General features: G+C 70.6%; 20 protein-coding genes. 11 read left to right on the top strand and 9 right to left on the bottom strand.

Features of this window, described 5'->3' with window-relative positions; translation table 11 throughout:
• Nucleotides 1–6: 6 nt before the first annotated feature.
• The 5 genes from ACIHFD_RS29700 to ACIHFD_RS29680 all read right to left on the bottom strand — a co-directional run bounded on the left by ACIHFD_RS29700 (nucleotide 7) and on the right by ACIHFD_RS29680 (nucleotide 3,850).
• Nucleotides 7–210: an MbtH family protein gene (locus ACIHFD_RS29700; protein ID WP_397369680.1), complete on the bottom strand. Its 204-nt coding sequence runs from the start codon at nucleotides 208–210 to the stop codon at nucleotides 7–9.
• 17 nt (nucleotides 211–227) lie between these two features.
• Nucleotides 228–1,211, bottom strand: a complete 984-nt coding sequence (gene sbnB, locus ACIHFD_RS29695) for a 2,3-diaminopropionate biosynthesis protein SbnB (RefSeq protein WP_397369679.1) — start codon at nucleotides 1,209–1,211, stop codon at nucleotides 228–230.
• Nucleotides 1,205–2,206, bottom strand: a complete 1,002-nt coding sequence (sbnA, locus tag ACIHFD_RS29690) for a 2,3-diaminopropionate biosynthesis protein SbnA (RefSeq protein WP_397369678.1) — start codon at nucleotides 2,204–2,206, stop codon at nucleotides 1,205–1,207. The genes sbnB and sbnA overlap by 7 nt, the downstream gene beginning before the upstream one ends.
• Before the next feature lie 22 nt (nucleotides 2,207–2,228).
• Complete coding sequence (locus ACIHFD_RS29685) at nucleotides 2,229–2,519, bottom strand: hypothetical protein (protein WP_397369677.1); 291 nt, start codon at nucleotides 2,517–2,519, stop codon at nucleotides 2,229–2,231.
• Nucleotides 2,520–2,620: 101 nt separating this feature from the next.
• The gene (locus ACIHFD_RS29680) at nucleotides 2,621–3,850 is read right to left on the bottom strand and encodes a methyltransferase domain-containing protein (RefSeq protein WP_397369676.1); all 1,230 of its coding nucleotides are present in this window, start codon (nucleotides 3,848–3,850) and stop codon (nucleotides 2,621–2,623) included.
• 200 nt (nucleotides 3,851–4,050) lie between these two features.
• On the opposite strand from ACIHFD_RS29680, the gene ACIHFD_RS29675 reads away from it, so the two are divergent.
• The 7 genes from ACIHFD_RS29675 to ACIHFD_RS29645 all read left to right on the top strand — a co-directional run bounded on the left by ACIHFD_RS29675 (nucleotide 4,051) and on the right by ACIHFD_RS29645 (nucleotide 10,484).
• Nucleotides 4,051–5,073, top strand: a complete 1,023-nt coding sequence (locus tag ACIHFD_RS29675; RefSeq protein ID WP_397369675.1) for a class I SAM-dependent methyltransferase — start codon at nucleotides 4,051–4,053, stop codon at nucleotides 5,071–5,073.
• Between the two features lie 18 nt (nucleotides 5,074–5,091).
• Complete coding sequence (locus tag ACIHFD_RS29670) at nucleotides 5,092–5,478, top strand: flavin reductase family protein (RefSeq protein WP_397369819.1); 387 nt, start codon at nucleotides 5,092–5,094, stop codon at nucleotides 5,476–5,478.
• Nucleotides 5,479–5,556: 78 nt separating this feature from the next.
• Nucleotides 5,557–6,090 (top strand): hypothetical protein, encoded by a 534-nt coding sequence (locus tag ACIHFD_RS29665; RefSeq protein ID WP_397369674.1) that lies wholly within the window; start codon nucleotides 5,557–5,559, stop codon nucleotides 6,088–6,090.
• Between the two features lie 27 nt (nucleotides 6,091–6,117).
• Nucleotides 6,118–7,227, top strand: a complete 1,110-nt coding sequence (locus ACIHFD_RS29660; RefSeq protein WP_397369673.1) for a DegT/DnrJ/EryC1/StrS family aminotransferase — start codon at nucleotides 6,118–6,120, stop codon at nucleotides 7,225–7,227.
• A gap of 15 nt (nucleotides 7,228–7,242) precedes the next feature.
• Nucleotides 7,243–8,637, top strand: a complete 1,395-nt coding sequence (locus ACIHFD_RS29655; protein ID WP_397369672.1) for an NDP-hexose 2,3-dehydratase family protein — start codon at nucleotides 7,243–7,245, stop codon at nucleotides 8,635–8,637.
• A gap of 27 nt (nucleotides 8,638–8,664) precedes the next feature.
• The gene (locus ACIHFD_RS29650; RefSeq protein WP_397369671.1) at nucleotides 8,665–9,276 is read left to right on the top strand and encodes a dTDP-4-dehydrorhamnose 3,5-epimerase family protein; all 612 of its coding nucleotides are present in this window, start codon (nucleotides 8,665–8,667) and stop codon (nucleotides 9,274–9,276) included.
• A 35-nt stretch (nucleotides 9,277–9,311) separates the two neighbouring features.
• Nucleotides 9,312–10,484 carry a nucleotide disphospho-sugar-binding domain-containing protein gene (locus ACIHFD_RS29645; RefSeq protein WP_397369670.1) on the top strand — a complete coding sequence of 391 codons (1,173 nt, stop codon included), beginning with the start codon at nucleotides 9,312–9,314 and terminating at the stop codon, nucleotides 10,482–10,484.
• A 111-nt stretch (nucleotides 10,485–10,595) separates the two neighbouring features.
• On the opposite strand, the gene ACIHFD_RS29640 is transcribed toward ACIHFD_RS29645, so the two are convergent.
• The 4 genes from ACIHFD_RS29640 to nucS form a co-directional block, all read right to left on the bottom strand.
• Nucleotides 10,596–11,810 carry a GNAT family N-acetyltransferase gene (locus tag ACIHFD_RS29640; protein WP_397369669.1) on the bottom strand — a complete coding sequence of 405 codons (1,215 nt, stop codon included), beginning with the start codon at nucleotides 11,808–11,810 and terminating at the stop codon, nucleotides 10,596–10,598.
• Nucleotides 11,811–11,856: 46 nt separating this feature from the next.
• On the bottom strand, nucleotides 11,857–12,591 hold the full coding sequence (locus ACIHFD_RS29635; protein WP_397369668.1) for a hypothetical protein: 735 nt from the start codon (nucleotides 12,589–12,591) through the stop codon (nucleotides 11,857–11,859).
• A 28-nt stretch (nucleotides 12,592–12,619) separates the two neighbouring features.
• A complete protein-coding gene (locus tag ACIHFD_RS29630) occupies nucleotides 12,620–12,823 on the bottom strand; it encodes a hypothetical protein (RefSeq protein ID WP_397369667.1) in 204 nt (67 codons plus the stop codon).
• A 107-nt stretch (nucleotides 12,824–12,930) separates the two neighbouring features.
• Complete coding sequence (gene nucS, locus ACIHFD_RS29625; protein ID WP_350730045.1) at nucleotides 12,931–13,593, bottom strand: endonuclease NucS; 663 nt, start codon at nucleotides 13,591–13,593, stop codon at nucleotides 12,931–12,933.
• Nucleotides 13,594–13,629: 36 nt separating this feature from the next.
• Between nucS and ACIHFD_RS29620 the strand changes: the two genes are divergently transcribed.
• The 4 genes from ACIHFD_RS29620 to ACIHFD_RS29605 all read left to right on the top strand — a co-directional run.
• Nucleotides 13,630–15,075, top strand: a complete 1,446-nt coding sequence (locus tag ACIHFD_RS29620; protein WP_397369666.1) for a 3-hydroxybutyryl-CoA dehydrogenase — start codon at nucleotides 13,630–13,632, stop codon at nucleotides 15,073–15,075.
• Nucleotides 15,072–15,362, top strand: coding sequence for an ATP/GTP-binding protein (locus ACIHFD_RS29615; protein ID WP_319720101.1), 291 nt, complete (start codon nucleotides 15,072–15,074; stop codon nucleotides 15,360–15,362). Before ACIHFD_RS29620 ends, ACIHFD_RS29615 begins: the two co-directional genes overlap by 4 nt.
• Before the next feature lie 14 nt (nucleotides 15,363–15,376).
• Nucleotides 15,377–16,081: an alpha/beta fold hydrolase gene (locus ACIHFD_RS29610; protein ID WP_350730048.1), complete on the top strand. Its 705-nt coding sequence runs from the start codon at nucleotides 15,377–15,379 to the stop codon at nucleotides 16,079–16,081.
• 235 nt (nucleotides 16,082–16,316) lie between these two features.
• A partial coding sequence (locus ACIHFD_RS29605) for a DNRLRE domain-containing protein (protein ID WP_397369818.1) occupies nucleotides 16,317–17,764 on the top strand: 1,448 nt, incomplete at its 3' end.

The following is a 17,764-nucleotide window of genomic DNA, read 5'->3' as shown; positions in this document are numbered from 1 at the left end:
AGGTGATCAGTCCGCGTCGGCGGCCATCCGCCGTCGCAGGCTGAGCGGGCGCATGTCTGTCCAGACCTTCTCGATGTGGCTCAGGCACTCGTCGCGGGTCCCGGACGTGCCCTCGCTCCGCCACCCGGCGGGGAGGTCACGGTCGGCGAACCAGATCGAGTACTGCTCTTCGTGGTTCACCACGACCAGGTAGTGATCCCGAGCGGGCATGGATCCTCCTCAATGCGTCAGAAGAAGTCGGGAACCCGGATTCCGAGCTCCTTGCCGGCCGCCGAGTCGAGGACGTACGCGGCGACGGCGGCGTCCAGCGCGCCGAGCCCGAAGGGGGAGAAGACGGTGACGGACGCGGCGTCGTAGGGGACCGCGACCTTCCCGGACAGGACGTCGCCCAGTTCGGCGTGCACGAAGGCGCGGTCGCCGGTCGTCTGCTGCGCCAGGTCCAGCGAGGTCGCGGCCTTGCAGACGTGATCGGTGTCGTCGACCACGTTCCTGGCGGCGAGGATCGACGGGACGTCCAGGTCACGCAGGGAGATGTGGAGCAGGACCGTGCCCGGCCGGCAGGACGCCGTGGACAGGTGCGGGGCCGCGGCCGTGGTCGCGACGGAGACCAGCCGGTGCGCGGCCAGCGCGCTCTCGACGTCGTCCGCGATCTCCACGTGGAGACCCGCGAGGCGGGCCGCGAAAGCCTCGGCCCGTGCCGGGTCGGTGTCGAAGAGGGTGACCGCGGCCAGCTCGGGCAGCCGGGAGCGCAGGAAACGCAGGATCTCGAAGTTGATGACCCCGCAGCCGATGAGTGTCACGCCGTCCCGCACCCCGCCGGGGGCGCCGGCCGTGAGCGTGTCCGCGGCGAGCGCGGCACTGGCGGCGGTACGGCGAGCGGAGATCACCGAGCCCTCGACCATCGCCACGGGCCGGCCGGTGCGCGTGGAGTTGACCACGATGGTGGCGGAGGCGCGTTCGAGTCCCTGGTCGATGTTGCCGGGGAAGGAGGCGATCCACTTCACCGAGGCGACCGGCCGCTCCCCGCCCACGTACGCGGGAAGCGCGATGATGCGGTTGCGCGCCTCGTCGGGGAAGCGCAGGAAAGCGGCGTGCGGCACCGAGGTGTCCTTGGCGGCGTGCGCGACGTACGTGCGGGAGACTGTCCGGATCAGCGCTTCCTCGGCGCCGTCGAGGAGGTCGAGGACGTCCTTCCTGCGGAGGATCAACATGGAGTCCTCCTCTTCCACAGATGCATGATCTCCCCAAAGTGGTCGTGGACCCAGGCGTCGGAGTAGATGGTGTCCAGGTAGCGCTCGCCGCGGTCCGGCAGGACGAGCACGCAGGTGGAGCCGTCGGGGATCCGCGTCCGCAGCTGCTCGACCGCGCTGACGACCGCGCCGGAGGAGCCGCCGCACAGGATGGCCTCCGTGGCGGCCAGCACCCGGCAGCCGACGACGCAGTCCTGGTCGTTGACGTGCACGACCTCGTCGGCGAGGTCGTCGTGCCACAGCGGCGGGCGGATCGCGGCGCCGTGGCCCGGGATGAGCCGGCGGCGCGCGCTGTGTCCGAAGATGGCGCTGCCCTCGGCGTCGACGGCCACGACCCGGGTGGGCAGAGCGTTGCGCCGGGCGTAGTTGCGGCAACCGTGGAGTGTTCCGCAGGTGCCGGCCGCGATGAACATGTGGTCGGGAGGGCCGCCCAGCTCGGTGACGACCTCCCGCATGATGCTCTCCTGGGCGTGCGCGTTGAGCGGGTTGGCGTACTGGTTGGTCCAGTAGGTGTTCGGCAGCTCGTCGCGCAGCTGCCGCACCCTGCGCAGCCGGGCGGTCAGGTAGTCGCCGTTGTCGTTGCCGGCCTCGGTGACGAGGTCCACCTCGGCGCCGTACGTACGCAGGAGGGCGACGTTCTGCGCGGTGGTCTTGGGATCGACGACACAGATGAAGCGGATGCGCAGGCGCCGGCAGATCTGCGCCAGCGCGATGCCGAGATTGCCGGAGCTCGACTCCACGAGAACGGTACGGCCGGGGACGATCTCGCCGGTCTCCACGGCGTGCAGGATCATGCTGAGCGCGGCGCGGTCCTTGCTGCTGCCGCCGGGGTTCAGTCCTTCCAGCTTGCCGAAGAACCTGACGGGGGAGTCGGGGAAGAGCCGGTCGAGCGGAACGAGCGGGGTTCCGCCGATCGCGGACAGGACACCGCCTGTCGCGGCCAGGTGCGTGGTCACGGCGCCTCGTCCTCCAGGCCGGCTACGCGCCGGCCGGCGATTCGTCCGGGCCGCCGGAGGACTCCTGGCATTCGACGATGAACGCGGCGAGATCCTCGAATTGCTCCCCCTTGAAGTTCTCCAGCTTTTCCAGGATTTTGATGTTCAGGCTGTTCTCCAGCTCCAGCGCGACCTGTACGAAGGAGAACGAGTCGAGGTCCTTGAGGTTCTGCGGCTCCGGCATGTCCGGTTGTTCCGCGCAGATCATTCGCGCGGTCTCCCGGACCAGCTCGGTCAGTTGTGCTTTGTCGCGCATATTTGCCGTGCCTTTCATTCGGTTATTTCCGTCGGCCGACCGTAATCAGCGTCCGGTGCGGCGTCAACGCCGGCTCGTAAAGGCGTGGTCCCGCCAGCGGGACAGGATTCGGGCCGCGCTCAGACGATGCGGACCTCCGGCACATAGAGGATCCAGCGGCCGCCGGCCTCCTTGAACGCCTGCTCTTTCGCCATGATCTCGTCGGCGTGGTTCCACGCGAACAGCAGCGCGTAGTCCGGATAAGGGCTGGAGAACGCCTCGGGCGCGCGCACCGGAATGTGCGTCCCCGGGGTGAGCCGGTTCTGCTTGGCCGGGGTCGTGTCGCAGACGAACGGCACCAGCTCCGGGCCGAGGCCGCAGAAGTTCGTCACGGTGGCGCTCTTCGCGGTCGCCCCGTAGGCGGCCACCCGCTTGCCCTCCGCACGCAGCCGGGTCAGCAGCGCCACCAGGTCGTCGCGGATCTTGCGGACGTTGCCGGCGAAGCGCTCCAGCGTGGCCAGGCCCGCCAGATCGCGAGCCTCCTCCTCGGCCAGCAGCTCGGCGACCGCGGCGGAGGGCGTGCGCGCGCCCTGGCGGGCCAGTGTGTAGCGGACCTCGCCGCCGTGCACGCCGATGCGCTCGACGTCCACGAGCTCCAGGCCGTGGCGCGCGGCCATCGCCTGCACCGACTGGGCGCTGAAGAGGAAGAAGTGCTCGTCGTAGATCTGGTCGAAGGAGGTCAGATCGACGATGTCGCCCAGGTACGGGTCCTCGAAGACGAACACCCCGCCGGGCTTGAGCAGCTCGGTGACCCCGTTGAGGATCGAGTCCATGTAGGGGATGTGGCACAGCGTGTTGGCCGCGTAGATGACGTCCGCGGGACCCTCGGTCCGCTTGACGTCGGCGGCCGTGGCCTGCTCGAAGAAGTCCTTGCGCACCCGGATGCCCTTCTCGGCGGCGCGGTCGGCCACGCCGCCGGACGGCTCGACGCCGAGGTGGCGCACGCCCGCGTCGGCCACCGCCTTGAGCATGACGCCGTCGTTGCAGCCGAGCTCCACGATGAACGGGTCCTCGCCGGTGAGCTCGGCGGTCAGGAAGTGCTTGGCGACGCCCTCGAAGTGCGCCCGCATGTACGACGAGCCCGACGACAGGTACGGGTAGCTCTCGTGGAACATGCGCTCCCGCGGCACCTCCTCCATGAGCTGCACCATGCGGCAGGACTGGCAGACCCCCGTCGCGAGCCGGTAGAAGAACTCCTGCTCGCCGCCGCGGTCCGGGTCGACGAACGCGTCGGACAGCGGCTGGCGGCCGAAGTCGATGAATTCACGCACGGTGCCGCCGCAAATTCGGCAATGAGTCGTCGCGGGCATGAGGTCTCCTCGATTCGGATTCCGGGGGATGCCGCCGAGTAAAGTACGGCGGCCCCCGGCAGGCAAAAAACCGGGTCTGCCAAAAGCCGTCCCCTGTACCGCTGGCGAGACACGGGACCGCTCCTGATTCGCGCCGCCGACCGGATGTGCGCGTATGCTGCCAGCGCGAAAAGCCACCCATTTCAAAAAGGGAGCTAGCGGTGCGAATAATCGAACACGATCCGCCCCGGCAGGAGCCCCGCCCGGCCGGTGCCGCCGTCGCCGGAATCTACAACTCGGCGGTCGCGGCTTTCGCCATCAGCGCCGCCTGGGAGATCGGCGCGCTGGACGCGCTGCGCGAGCGCGGCGTGATCGACCCGCTGGAGTTCGCCGCCGAGCACGGCCTGGACGACAACGCCGCCAGGGCGATGTTCGCCGCGCTGGCCGCGGCGGACGTGGTGACGCGCCAGGACGCGAAGGTCCTCGCCGGGCCGCATCTCGACGAGGTCTACCGGCACAAGGCGTTCTTCCACTGGCTGACCGTCGGATCGGTCAGCCTGTTCGCCGACATGGCGAACGTGGCGCGGACCGACAACCGGGTCGGCCGCTTCTACAGCCGCAACGCCCCGGCCATCGGCTACGCCTGCCGCGACATCAACCGGTTGTCGTTCGAGCCGGTCTTCTTCACCGCCCTCGACAAGATCGGCTTCACCCCGGCGGCCGTCGCGGACCTGGGCACGGGCAGCGGGGAGCGGCTGGTGCAGCTGCTCGACCGCTATCCGGGGGCCCGCGGGGTCGGCCTCGACATCGCGCCGTCCGCGCTGACCGACGCGCAGGGCTATCTGGCCGGGCTCGGCCTCGGGGACCGGGTGGAGCTCATCGAGGCGGACGCCACCGCGCTGGACCCCGACCCGCGCTTCGCCGAGGTGGAACTGCTGACCTGCTTCATGATGGGCCACGACTTCTGGCCCCGCGAGCAGTGCGTGGCCTCGCTGCGGCGGCTGCGCGAAGCCTTCCCGAACGCCCGCAAGTTCCTGCTCGGCGACACCGCCCGCACCCGCGGGATCCCGGAGGCCGAGATGCCGGTGTTCACCCTGGCCTTCGAGGTGGCCCACGACCTGATGGGCGTCTACCTGCCCACGCTCGAGGAGTGGGAGGGCGTGTTCACCGAGAGCGGCTGGAAGCTGGACCAGGTCCACCACGTCGAGGTGCCGACGGATTCGGTGATCTACGAGCTGAGCTGACCGCCGGCGTCCGATCACATCGACCCCGCCGCGGCCAGGGCCGAGTTCGCCAGGGTCAGGGCGGACGCCGAGGCGCTGGTCGCCTCGGTCGACGGCGAGGGGCGGCCGCACGGGCTCACGTGCGACTCGCTCACCAGCATCACGCTGTCGCCGCCGACGCTCCTGGTCTCTGTGGGTGGCGGCAGCGGGACCCTGGAGGCGGTGCTCAGCCGGAGGGCGTTCGCGGTGAACCTCCTCCACGACGGCGGCCCGCGCGCGGCGGAGCTCTTCTCCTCGGCGACGCCGGGCCCCTTCACGCGGGTCGCCGCGCACCGGGCTGCCGCTGCCGGTCGAGGACGCGTACGCGACGGCCGAGTGCGAGCCGGCCCCGATTCTTGCCAGAATTCCGCCGCCCCATTCCAATGACGGGAAATAAGTTCGTCTCGCCGGCGAGACAGGCCGAGTAACGCCCCCCCATTCTCCGCTCACCAAGGAAGGCATCTCGTGCTCTTTCCTCATGCCGAGTCCGCGCTAATTCAGCTGAAACCGGCGACCGTCGCGGACGGCCGCGCGATCTATGACGTGCTGTTCGAGCTCGGCCGGGTCACGCTGCCCACCGTCGACGCCTACCTCGACGTCTTCACCAGGGGAGTCGCGGCCCAGTTCCTCGTCGTGAACAAGGGATCCGGCGAGGTCGCCGGGTTCACCGAGCTGTCCGAGGCGACCCCCGCGGGGCACGTGCAGGCCGCCGTGAACATCCGCCGGGGACAGGACGAGAAAATCGCGGCGGACGCCGCCGTGCTCACCGTTAATTTCGCCTTCGCCATGTGGCGGATCCGGAAAGTATATTTCCAGACGCACGAGGAGGGCCTGGAAAGTTTGGGTTTCTCCGGTGAACGTGCTCTGCTGGTCCGCCAGGAGGCGACTCTCGCCGACCACCTGTATTTCCAGGGCCGGACCTGGGATATGCACATCCATTCGATCCGGCGTGAGCAATGGGATGAGCAGGGTGTGCCGCTCGTCAAAGAGATCGTCTGATCACGCGTCCCGGAGGTGCGTCGCAACATGAGCCAGTACGTATGGGGTTACCTGCAGGAGTACGAGGACGAGCGGGACGACCTCCTCGACGCCGTCGACAGCGTCTTCCGCTCGGGGAGCCTGATCCTCGGCCCGAGCGTGCGGCGGTTCGAGGAGGAGTTCGCCGGCTACCACGGCGTCGCGCACTGCGCGGGAGTCGACAACGGCACCAACGCGATCGTGCTCGGCCTCCAGGCCCTCGGCGTCAAGCCGGGCGACGAGGTGATCACGGTGTCCAACACCGCGGCGCCGACCGTCGTGGCCATCGACGCGGTGGGCGCCACCCCGGTCTTCGTCGACGTTCACGAGGACGACTACCTCATGGACGTCTCGCAGGTCGAGGCCGTGATCACCGAGCGGACCAGGTGCCTGCTGCCGGTGCACCTCTACGGCCAGTGCGTGGACATGGCGCCGCTGCGGGCGCTGTCGGCCAAGCACGGCATCCCCATCCTGGAGGACTGCGCGCAGGCGCACGGCTCTCGCCATCACGGCGAGATCGCCGGCTCGATGGGACTGGCCGCCGCGTTCTCCTTCTACCCGACCAAGGTTCTCGGCGCGTACGGCGACGGGGGCGCGACGATCACCAGCGACGCCGGCGTGGACGCGGCCCTGCGCCGCCTGCGCTACTACGGCATGGAGTCCGTCTACCACGTGGTCGAGACGCCCGGCCACAACAGCCGCCTCGACGAGGTGCAGGCGGAGATCCTGCGCCGCAAGCTGCGGCGGCTGGACGCCTACGTCGCCAGGCGCCGCGAGATCGCCCAGCACTACCGCGAGGCGCTGAGCGACACCGAGCTCGTGCTGCCCGCCACCACTCCCGGGAACGAGCATGTCTACTACGTGCACGTCGTCCGGCACCCGGAGCGCGACAAGGTGCTCGAGGCGCTCAAAACCCACGACATCTTCCTGAACGTCAGCTACCCGTGGCCCGTGCACCGGCAGAAGGGCTTCCTCCACCTGGGCTACCAGCAGGGCTCGCTGCCGGTCACGGAGAAGCTCGCGGACGAGATCTTCTCGCTGCCGATGTACCCGTCGCTGTCGGACTCGGAGCTGGACAAGTTCATCGACACGTTGCGGGACGTGCTGGCGACGCTCTGACGAGGAAGCGGCGATATGACTGAGCGACACTCCGCAGGCGACGGCATCGCCACGACGTACCCACCGGCCCGGCCAGTGGCCTCTCTCGACGAGTTCTGGTCCTGGTGGGACGAGCGGAGCCGGGCCAACCGGTTCGAGGTGGTCCAGGTCCCCTTCCGGGAGCTCGGCGAGTGGGACTTCCAGCCGGAGACCGGCAACCTGGCGCACCGCAGCGGCCGCTTCTTCACCGTCGAGGGGCTCCAGGCCCGCGAGGCCGGGGTGGACGCCTGGTCGCAGCCGATCATCAACCAGCCGGAGATCGGCATCCTCGGCATCGTGGTCAAGGAGTTCGACGGGGTACTCCACTGCCTCATGCAGGCCAAGATGGAGCCGGGCAACGTCAACACCCTCCAGCTCTCGCCCACGGTGCAGGCCACCAGGAGCAACTACACGCAGGTCCACCGCGGCGGCACCACCCGCTACCTGGAGCACTTCGTCGGCCCGGGCCGCGGCCAGGTCGTGGTGGACGTGCTCCAGTCCGAGCAGGGCGCGTGGTTCTGGCGCAAGCGCAACCGCAACATCGTCGTGCTGGTGACCGAGGACATCCCGGTGCACGAGGACTTCCGCTGGCTGAGCCTGCGCGACGTCCGGGCGCTGCTCCGCGTGGACAACCTGGTGAACATGGACGCGCGCACCGTGCTGTCGTGCATGCCGTTCGAGCTGCCGCGGGAGCCGTCGCAGCCGTACGGCGACGAGTTCACCGACGCCCTCGCCCGCTCCTACGAGCACGGGTCCGGCGCCGGACTGCACACGGCGGGCGAGATCCTGAGCTGGTTCACCGAGGCGAAGACGCGCTGCGACTGGACGGCCCGCCTGATCCCCCTCTCGCGGGTGCGGCGCTGGTCGCGTGACGACCACGAACTCGCCGACGACGAGCGCCGCCTCTTCCGGATCATCGGCGTCCGCGTCGAGGCCGTCACCCGGGAGGTCACCCGGTGGAGCCAGCCGCTGCTGGCGCCGCGCGGCCAGGGGGAGGCGTGGCTCGTCACCCGGGCCATCGACGGGGTCCTGCACGCGCTGGTCCGCGCCCGTATCGAGTTCGGCCTCATGGACCTGGTGGAGATGGCGCCGACCATCCACCTGCTGCCGGGCGAGAGCCTCACCGACGTCAAGGAGCCGCTGCTCAAGGAGCTGGTCTCCGCCGACGCGGGCCGGGTGCGGTACGACGCGGTGCTCTCGGAGGAGGGCGGGCGCTTCCACCACGCGCTCACCCGCTACCGGATCGTCGAGGTGGACGACGCCTTCCCGGTCGAGGTCCCCCAGGACTTCTGCTGGATGACCGTCCGCCAGCTCACCGACCTGCTCCGGCACGGTCACTATCTCAACATCGAGGCCCGGAGTCTGCTGGCGTGCCTGCAGAGCGCGCTTTGACGGCGCGGACCGAGGAGGCTGATTTCCATGCATGCTCGCGCGCTGGCCGTTGAGGGCGCCTTCGAGTTCACACCCAAGGTCTTCCCCGACGACCGCGGGTCCTTCGTCTCGCCGCACCAGCACCGCGCCTTCGTCGAGGCCGTCGGCAGGCCGCTGTTCCCGGTGACGCAGACCAACGTCAGCACCTCGCGGCGCGGGGTGCTGCGCGGCGTCCACTACACGCTCACCCCGCCGGGCACGGCGAAGTACACCTGCTGTGTGCGGGGGAAGGCGATCGACATCGTGGTGGACATCAGGGTCGGCTCGCCCACTTACGGCCGCTGGGACTCCTCCGTCCTCAACGGGGTCTCGTACCGGTCGCTCTACCTGCCGGTGGGGGTGGGGCACGCGTTCGTCGCGCTGGAGGACGAGACCATGATGACCTACCTGCTGTCGGAGCCGTACGAGCCGGACCACGAGCTCGCGGTGGACCCGCTCGACCCGGCGCTCGGGCTGCCCATCCCCGCCGACATCGAGCCGATCATGTCGCAGCGCGACCTGGCCGCCCCTACGCTGGCCGAGGCCGCGGCGGCCGGTCTGTTGCCCGACTACGCCACCTGCAGGGAGATCGAGTCCGGGCTGAGCCTGCCCGCGGGCTAGCCGTGCTGACCTGTGCCGTCCAATGGGGGAGACCGATGCGCATCCTGTTCACGACCGTCGCCCTGCCGGGCCACTTCTTCCCGCTGGTGCCCCTGGCCTGGTCGTTGCGCTCGCTCGGCCACGAGGTCCTGGTGGCCGCCGCCGAGAACTTCGTGCCTGCCGTCTGCCGCTCCGGCCTCCCGGTCGCCACCTGCGGCCCGGCCGCCGACTTCGTGACGCTGGCGGCCGAGGAACGGGGCGCCGACGGCATCTCGCAGGGCGCCGGAGCTCCCGGCGCAGGCGGCATTCCGCAGGGCGAGGAGGGCGCGCGCGGGCACGGGCGGCGCTTCGGCCGGCTCGCCGCCAGCGGCCTGCCCGGCATGCGGGCGCTGGTGGCGGCCTGGCGGCCGGACCTCGTGGTGAGCGAGCGGGCGGAGTTCGCCGGTCCCCTTGCGGCGGCGGCGCACGGGGTGCCGCTCGTCGAGTACCAGTGGGGCGTGGCGCCGCTGGACGCGTACCGGGCGGGCGCGGCGGAGGCGCTGCGCGACGAGCTCGCGGCAGCCGGCCTGGCCGCCCTCCCCGAGCCGGACGAGGTGCTGAACCCCTGGCCGCCGAGCCTGCGGCTGCCGCATGCCGCCGGGCACCAGAGCCTGCGTTACATCCCGTACAACGGGGACGCGCACGTGCCGGCGTGGGCGTTCGAGCAGGGGCGCAGGCCGCGGGTCTGCGTCACCATGGGCACGCTCATCCCCCGGCTCGGCCCGCGCGGCGTGCGCGAGCTCGTGCTCCCGATGTTGGAGCGCCTGGCGGAGCTGGACGTGGAGCTGCTGGTGGCGGTGGACGACGCTGTCGTGGCCGGCTGGCCGCCGCTGCCCCCGGCCGTCCTGGCCGCCGGGCGGATGCCACTGGCCCACGTGCTGCCCGGCTGCGCGGTCGCGATCAACCACGGCGGGCAGGGCAGCAACCTCACGGCGCTCGCCACCGGCTGCCCGCAGCTCGTCCTGCCGCAGTTCGACGACCAGTTCGACAACGCGGACGCGGTCGTCCGGGCGGGCGCGGGGCTGAGCCTGCCGCCGGAGGAGCTCACGGCGGAGGCGGTGGCGGACCGCTGCCGCGCGCTCCTCTCCGACCCCGGGTACGGCCGCGCCGCCTCGGCCGCCGCCGCCGAAATGGCCGCCCTGCCCGACCCCCAGGAAATCGCCGACATCCTGCACAAGCTCGCCGCCTGATCCCGCCGCGCCCGCCCGATCGAGCGCCCCGCGCTGGGCATCCCGCGCCTTTCCCAGGTGGCGGGTACGGGCGAGCGGCGCTCGGGGTGGGAGCCGCCGCGACCCCCGGGCTCAGAACATGGTGTCCCGCCACGGCGGGACGGCATGGGTCATGGCCAGGGACGTGGTTTCGAGCGCCCCCTTGCGGAGCTCCCGCACCAGGCCCGCCCGCGCCAGCGCGGCCAGCGAGTGGCCACCCAGGTACGCCGACCCGAGCTCGCGCACGTCGAGCGCCAGGTCCGGGGAGGAGGTGGTCGGCTCGCAGGTGGCGCCCCCGACATCGCCGCTCAGCCGCCAGCGCCGGCCGTTCCACGGGCAGACCTCGTCACGCACCTCCAGCACCACGTCCACCGGGACCGTGTACGTCCGCGCCGCCAGCCCCCTGCCCACGTCGACCAGCCGGATCCGGTAGTCGGACAGGCACATCGCGGTCGGCTCGGCCTCCGACAGCAGGACGAGCAGCGGATCGTCCACGGCCAGCCCGCCGTGCCTGGTCGTCGCCATCAGGTCCTGGTCGATCAGCAGCCGCCACAACGCCACGTACGACGCCAGGTCGGTGGCGTGCACGCGGTCCACCTCCACGGCGCCGTCCCCGTCGCCCGCGGTCTCGGCGCGGTAGTAGGCGAACCCGGTGACCGCCCCGCCGCGCTCGGCCAGCACGCATCGCACCGGCGAGCGCCAGCCCGGCGTCATCGTGGACGGGTCGTTCTCCAGTTGCCGCCGCCACAGGCTGGTGTAGCGGATGGTCCCCGGCCGGCCGGCGGTGGCCGCGTCGTGGACGTCCGCGCACACCGCCCGTACGGTCTCCGCCGCCGCGTACCGCAGCCGCACGTCGTCGGCCCCCTCGACCGGCGGCAGCGCGGCACCCCGGGGGATGTCCACGGCGATCTGCCGGCCGGCCGGCCCGTACCCGAACCGGCCGTAGATCCCCGCGCTGCTGGTGGTGAGCGCGGCGACCGGCTCGGCACCGGCCTCCCAGAGGCCGGCGAGCTGGCGGCGCATCAGCCCGCCCAGGATCCCGCGCCGCCGATGGGTGGGCAGCACGGCGCAGAGCGCCACGCCGGCGGTGGGCACCTCGCCGCCGGGCACGCGCTGCTCCACGGACAGGATGCCGGCGTGCCCGACGAGGTCCCGGCCGTCATAAGCGGCCAGGCTGCGCCGTGACTCGAACAATCGGCTGAAGGGGTCGCCGGGCCCGTCCGGCCATTCGAAGCCGAACGACAGGCTGAGCAGCTCGCGAACGGCCGGATATCCGTCTGACAGTTCCCGGATCTCGATTTCCGCCATGCCGACAATTCTGCGGGCATTTATCGGCGGGCCGAAGAAATCGGGGTCAGCTCCCGGACTTGTGAATGGGCGGATCGGCCCGGCGCCATTGCTGGGTCTTCTCCTCGTCGCGAACCACGATGCCCATCTTGGCCAGTTCGCGGCGCAGCTCCCGGACCGGGCCGCCGTCGCCGAGCTTCTCCCGCAGGAGCTCCCGCGCCCGTAGCACGGCGTTGGCGGCGGCGGGCAGCTCCGGCTCGTCCGGCCGCCACACCCGGAAGTCCGCGTCGTGCGGATCGTCCTCCAGCCAGGTGTAGCCGTGCTTGCGGAAGGCGCCGGCGACCGGCTCCACGCGCAGGTCCCAGGGCTCGCGCGCGGCCTCGCCGCCGTCGGGCCGCAGCAGCACGAGCTGGTTGCCGGCGCAGAAGACCGACTCGACCTCGGCCCGGTCCACCTCCTGGTGGTGGCCGCCTCTGCGCAGCGTCACCACGTCGCCGGACAGGGTGACGCCGAGCCCGGCCCGGCGCAGCAGCACGGCCGCGACCAGCCCCGCGACCGCGCCGATCGCGCACACCGCGACCGTGAGGTACGGCTCCGGCACGACCTTCAGCACGAACGTGATGATCTCCTGGTAGGGCGCCCAGGGCAGGTCATCCGCCCAGACCGCGACGATCTTCACCAGCCACGCCAGGCCGAACCCGGCGACGGGCAGCACGGTCCAGGCCAGCGCGGTCAGCCAGGGTGGCTCACCCACGACCGTGACAACGTCGGACCCGGAAGTCTCGGCCGTCTCCGGTGCCATTCGGTATCCCTCCGCAGGATCCAGAAGCTCACTTCTTCATGGCGCCCGCCACCGTCAACACGATGAGGCCGAGCACGAGGAGGCCGATGTTGGCCCAGATTTCATAGCCCTTGAGGAATTCCAGGTACGGCACGAGCACCCAGAAGCGGAACCAGCCGATCCATTCGTGCACCAGCCCGGCCGCGCCTTGAATGACGAGTAACGCACCCAGGATTTCGACCAGTTTTCTCATGGCCCAAAGGCTAGCCCAGGAGTTCGTGCCGTGCGCAACTCAACGGCGCACGGACGCCGCCGTTAAAACGGCGGCGTCTGACAGCTTGTCAAGGGCTGAGTTCGGCGCTAGAACAGAGTCGGATTCTCCGGCTCGATGCCGCGCAGCCCGTCGTAGTCGAGGGTGACGCAGTCGATGCCGCGGTCCGTGGCGAGCACGCGCGCCTGCGGCTTGATCTCCTGTGCCGCGAAGACGCCGCGCACGGGCGCCAGCAGCGGGTCGCGGTTGAGCAGCTCCAGATAGCGCGTGAGCTGCTCGACGCCGTCGATCTCCCCCCGCCGCTTGATCTCCACCGCCACGGTCGCCCCCAGGGCGTCCCGGCACAGGATGTCCACCGGCCCGATCGCCGTCATGTACTCGCGCCGGATCAGCGAGTAGCCGTCCCCCAGCGTCGTGATGTGCTCGGCGAGCAGCTCCTGCAGGTGAGCCTCCACGCCGTCCTTGATCAGCCCGGGATCGACGCCCAGCTCGTGGCTGGAGTCGTGGAGGATCTCCTCCATCGTCAGGACCAGCTTCTCGCCGGTCTTGCCGTGGGTGACGGTCCAGGTGCCGTCGTCCTCCTTGAGCTTGCACGGCGGGTTCATCCAGTTGAGCGGCTTGAAGGCGCGGTCGTCGGCGTGAATGCTCACGCTCCCGTCCGCCTTGATCAACACGAGTCGGGGCGCCATGGGGAGGTGCGCCGTGAGTCGTCCGATGTAATCCACGCTGCATCGCGCGATGACCAGCCGCATGACGCCCCACCTTAGCGGCTCTGGAAAACTGGACGCATGGCGTTCGAACGGGTGGGAGTGGTCGGGCTCGGCACGATGGGAGCCGGGATCGCCGAGGTGTTCGCGCGGGCCGGCCTGCGCGTGATCGGGGTCGAGGCCGACGCCGAGGCGCTGGCCAGGGGTCGCGGGCATCTCGAGCGCTCCACCGGCAGGGCCGTCGACAAGGGCAAGCTGGCCCCGGGGCAGCGCGACGAGATCCTCGGCCGCATCACGCTGACCACCTCGCGCGAGGACCTGCGGGACGTCGATCTGGTGGTGGAGGCGATCCCCGAGATCCTCGACTACAAGATCGCGCTGTTCAAGGACCTCGACCGGATCTGCGAGCCCGGGACCGTCCTGGCCACCAACTCCTCCTCGCTGTCCGTCACCGCCATCGCCGCCGCGACCGGCCGCCCGGGGCAGGTCGTGGGGATGCACTTCTTCAACCCGGCGCCGGTGATGAAGCTGGTCGAGGTCGTGGGGACGGTGGTGACCGCGCCCGGCCTCGTGGCGGACGTCGCGGCGCTGGCGGGCAGGCTGGGCAAGACGGCCGTGCCGGTGGGCGACCGGGCCGGGTTCGTGGTCAACCGGTTGCTGCTGCCCTACCTCAACCAGGCAGCGGTGCTCATGGAGCTGGGCGTGGCCGGGCGCGACGACATCGACGCCGCGATGAAGCTGGGCGTGGGGCTGCCGATGGGGCCGTTCACGCTGCTCGACCTGATCGGCCTCGACACCGCGTACGGGGTGATGGAGGTGCTGTTCGACGAGACGCGCGACCGGCGGCACGCGCCCGCGCCGCTGCTGCGCGAGCTGGTCACGGCCGGGCTGCTGGGCCGCAAGTCGGGCCGGGGCTTCTACGGTGACTCGCCGCAGGAGGAGCCGGCGAAGTCGAGGCTGGGCACGTTCGGCGTGGCCGGGGCCGGCGGCGACGGGCTGGCGGAGCGGCTGCGGGCGGCCGGGTTCAAGGAGTCCGAGGACCCCGACGTCGTGCTGCACCTGGCCGACCGTCCCGTGATCGAGCACGCCGTACGCCTCCCCGACCCCGCCAGGATGGTCGGCGTGCACCTCGCCGGCGACCAGGTGGCCGAGCTGGCCGCCACGGTGCTGACCTCGGAGGAGGCCGCGAGCGCCGCCAGGGACCTGGTGAAGATCGCCGGGCTGACGCCCGTGCCGTGCAAGGACCGGGCGGGGTTCGTGGTCGACGCCCTGCTGTTCCCCTACCTCAACGACGCCGTGCGGATGCACGACTCCGGGTACGCCTCGATCGACGACATCGACGCGGCCATGCGCCTGGGCTGCGGCTATCCCGCCGGGCCGTTCGAGATGCTGGAGTCGCTGGGCCTGGCGAAGGTCCGCGACGGGCTGAGAGCCCTCTACGCCGAATACCGCGAGCCCGCCTTCGCGCCCGCCCCTCTGCTCGACCAGCTCGTCACCGCCGGTGTCAGCCGATTCCCGCGTCCATGAGCCCACGCCGCGCCCGCCGCAGGGAGTCCTCCCGTCCCTTCGGCTTCCCGACCGGGCTCGACAAAGTGGAGGAATGGCCCGACGGCGAGTGGAAGGTGCGCATGCTCACCGGCGCCTCCTCGACCAAGGACTACCGATGTCCGGGCTGCGACCAGGAGATCCGCAGCGGCCAGTCGCACCTCGTCGCCTGGCCCAACTGGCCGGGAGGCGACGAGGAGCGCCGTCACTGGCACACCGCCTGCTGGCGCAAGAGACTCGACCGCGGCCCCGGCCGCACCCGTTATTGAAGGGAACCCCCGAAGTGGAGATTCGCGCGGCCACCGTGCTGCCCGCCCGGCGCGAGCCGATCGAGCTGGAGACGGGCGACGGCCTGACCCTGGTCGGCGAGCTGGCACTGCCCCTCGACCGTCCCCCCGTCGCGACGCTGGTGACGCTGCACCCGCTGCCCACCCACGGCGGGTTCATGGACAGCCACGTCTACAAGAAGGCCGCCAACCGGCTGCCCGCCCTCGCCGACCTGGCCGTGCTGCGCTTCAACACCCGGGGCACGTCCTCCGAGCGCGGCACCTCGGAGGGGACGTTCGACGGGGGAGAGGGCGAGCGGTTCGACGTGGCGGCGGCGCTGGAGTACGCCGAGTACCACGACCTGCCCCAGGTGTGGGTGGTCGGCTGGTCGTTCGGCACGGAGCTGACGCTGAAGTGGGCGCACGACCCGCTGGTGGAGGGCGCGATCCTGCTCTCGCCCCCGCTGCACCGGGCCACCGACCACGACCTGGACGCCTGGGCGCGGTTCGGCCGGCCGCTGACGGTGCTGGTGCCCGAGTTCGACGACTACCTGCGGCCCGAGGAGGCCCGCGCGAGGTTCGCGAGGGTGCCGCAGGCGGAGGTCATCGGGGTGGACGGGGCCAAGCACCTGTGGGTGGGGGAGCCGTACGTCCGCATCGTGCTGAACGAGATCGTCAAGCGGGTCAACCCGGCCGCGTCGCCGCTGCCCACGGACGTCTGATGTGCCATGACGGAAATTTCCGGACAAATCAGGTTTATGAAGGAAATTTGAGCAGAATGAGCAAAACTCTAGACCTCTCGTGTTGTCAGAGTGAAAATCCGATCGTCAACCGAAGATCGTGGAGACGCCGGGCGGGTATGCCTTCTCGCGCGTAACCCCTGCTCACCATGGGTGAGGACGTATGCGGGCAGTTCGTGGGTTGGTTGCGGCGGCGTTAGCTTTCTCGATCTTGGCGGTGCCTGATCCGGTGCCCGCCGTCGCGGCGAAGACAGTGGCACCACCGCAGACCGTCCAACCACCCGAGGACTCCGCGCTCACCCTCGCCCGCAGCACCGGCAAGCCCGTCGAGGTGGAAACACAGCGCAGCGAGACCCGCCAGGTCTGGGCCAAGCCCGACGGCACGTTCACCCTGGAGCAGTACGTCCGCCCGGTGCGCGTGCGCAAGTCCGGCGGCTGGGTCCCGGTGGACACCACGCTCCGCCTGCGCCCGGACGGTGCGGTCGAGACGGTCGCCACGGCGGCCGACCTGACGTTCTCCGGCGGCGGTTCCGGGCCGCTCGCCCGCATGGCGCGCGGCGCCAAGTCCCTGGAGCTGGGCTGGCAGGGCACCCTGCCCAAGCCCACGCTGAACGGCGACACCGCCACCTATCCCGAGGTCATGCCCGGCGTGGATCTCCAGGTCACCGCGGACGTGGACGGCTTCTCCCACATCCTGGTGGTCAAGTCCCGGGACGCCGCGGCGGGCCTGACCGAGCTCGCCTACCCCCTCTCGGTCACCGGCCTGTCGGTGAAAACGGACAAGGCGGGCAACCTGGAGGCCGTCGACGAGAGCGGAGGGACGATCTTCATCGCGCCCACGCCGAAGATGTGGGACTCCGAGGGCATCGCCGGTCTGAAGGCGCTCAGGGAAGGCCGTTCCCCGGAGGCCCGCGAGTCCGCGATGGGCGTGGAGCTGGCGGGCAGGCAGCTGCGGCTGAAGCCGGACAGGAAGATGCTGGCGGATCCGAAGACCAAGTTCCCCGTCTACCTGGACCCGTACTTCTCGGCCTCGCGAGGCTCGTGGACGGCGGTCTGGAGCAACTGGCCCACCTCCAACTATCTCAACTCCAGTGACATCGCCCGGGTCGGCCACATCAGCTCCACCCAGACGAACCGCTCGTTCTTCCAGATGGCCACCGGCGCGACCATCCACGGCAAGCAGATCATCAAGGCGACGCTGCGTACGTATGAGACGTGGTCGTACTCCTGCAGCGCCCGCAAGGTGGAGGCCTGGGGGACCGGCGCGATCAGCAAGAGCACCACCTGGAAGAACCCGCCGGCGAAGACCAGGTTGCTCTCCACGGTGAACGTGGCCAAGGGCTATGGCACGGGGTCCTGCGCGCCCGGCGGTGTGGAGTTCGACGTCACGTCGTGGGCCGCCGACGCCGCCGCCAAGAAGTGGAACACCATGACCATCGGTCTCTATGCCACCAGCGAGACCGACCTCTGGGCCTGGAAGAAGTTCAAGAACAACCCGGTCGCCGTCATCGAGTACAACTCGATCCCGACCGACCCGGTGGCCGCCGACGCCTGGTCGGACCCGGGCGGCCCCTGCGTCTCCGGTGACGGGCGGCCGGTCATCAGCACGGCCACTCCCAAGCTGTGGGCCAAGCTCAAGGACACCGACAACTCGGTCAAGGGCCG

Source organism: Nonomuraea sp. NPDC051941 (genome assembly GCF_044593615.1).
The sequence above is the reverse complement of the archived record's forward strand: the minus strand, read 5'-3'. Positions and strand labels throughout refer to the sequence as shown.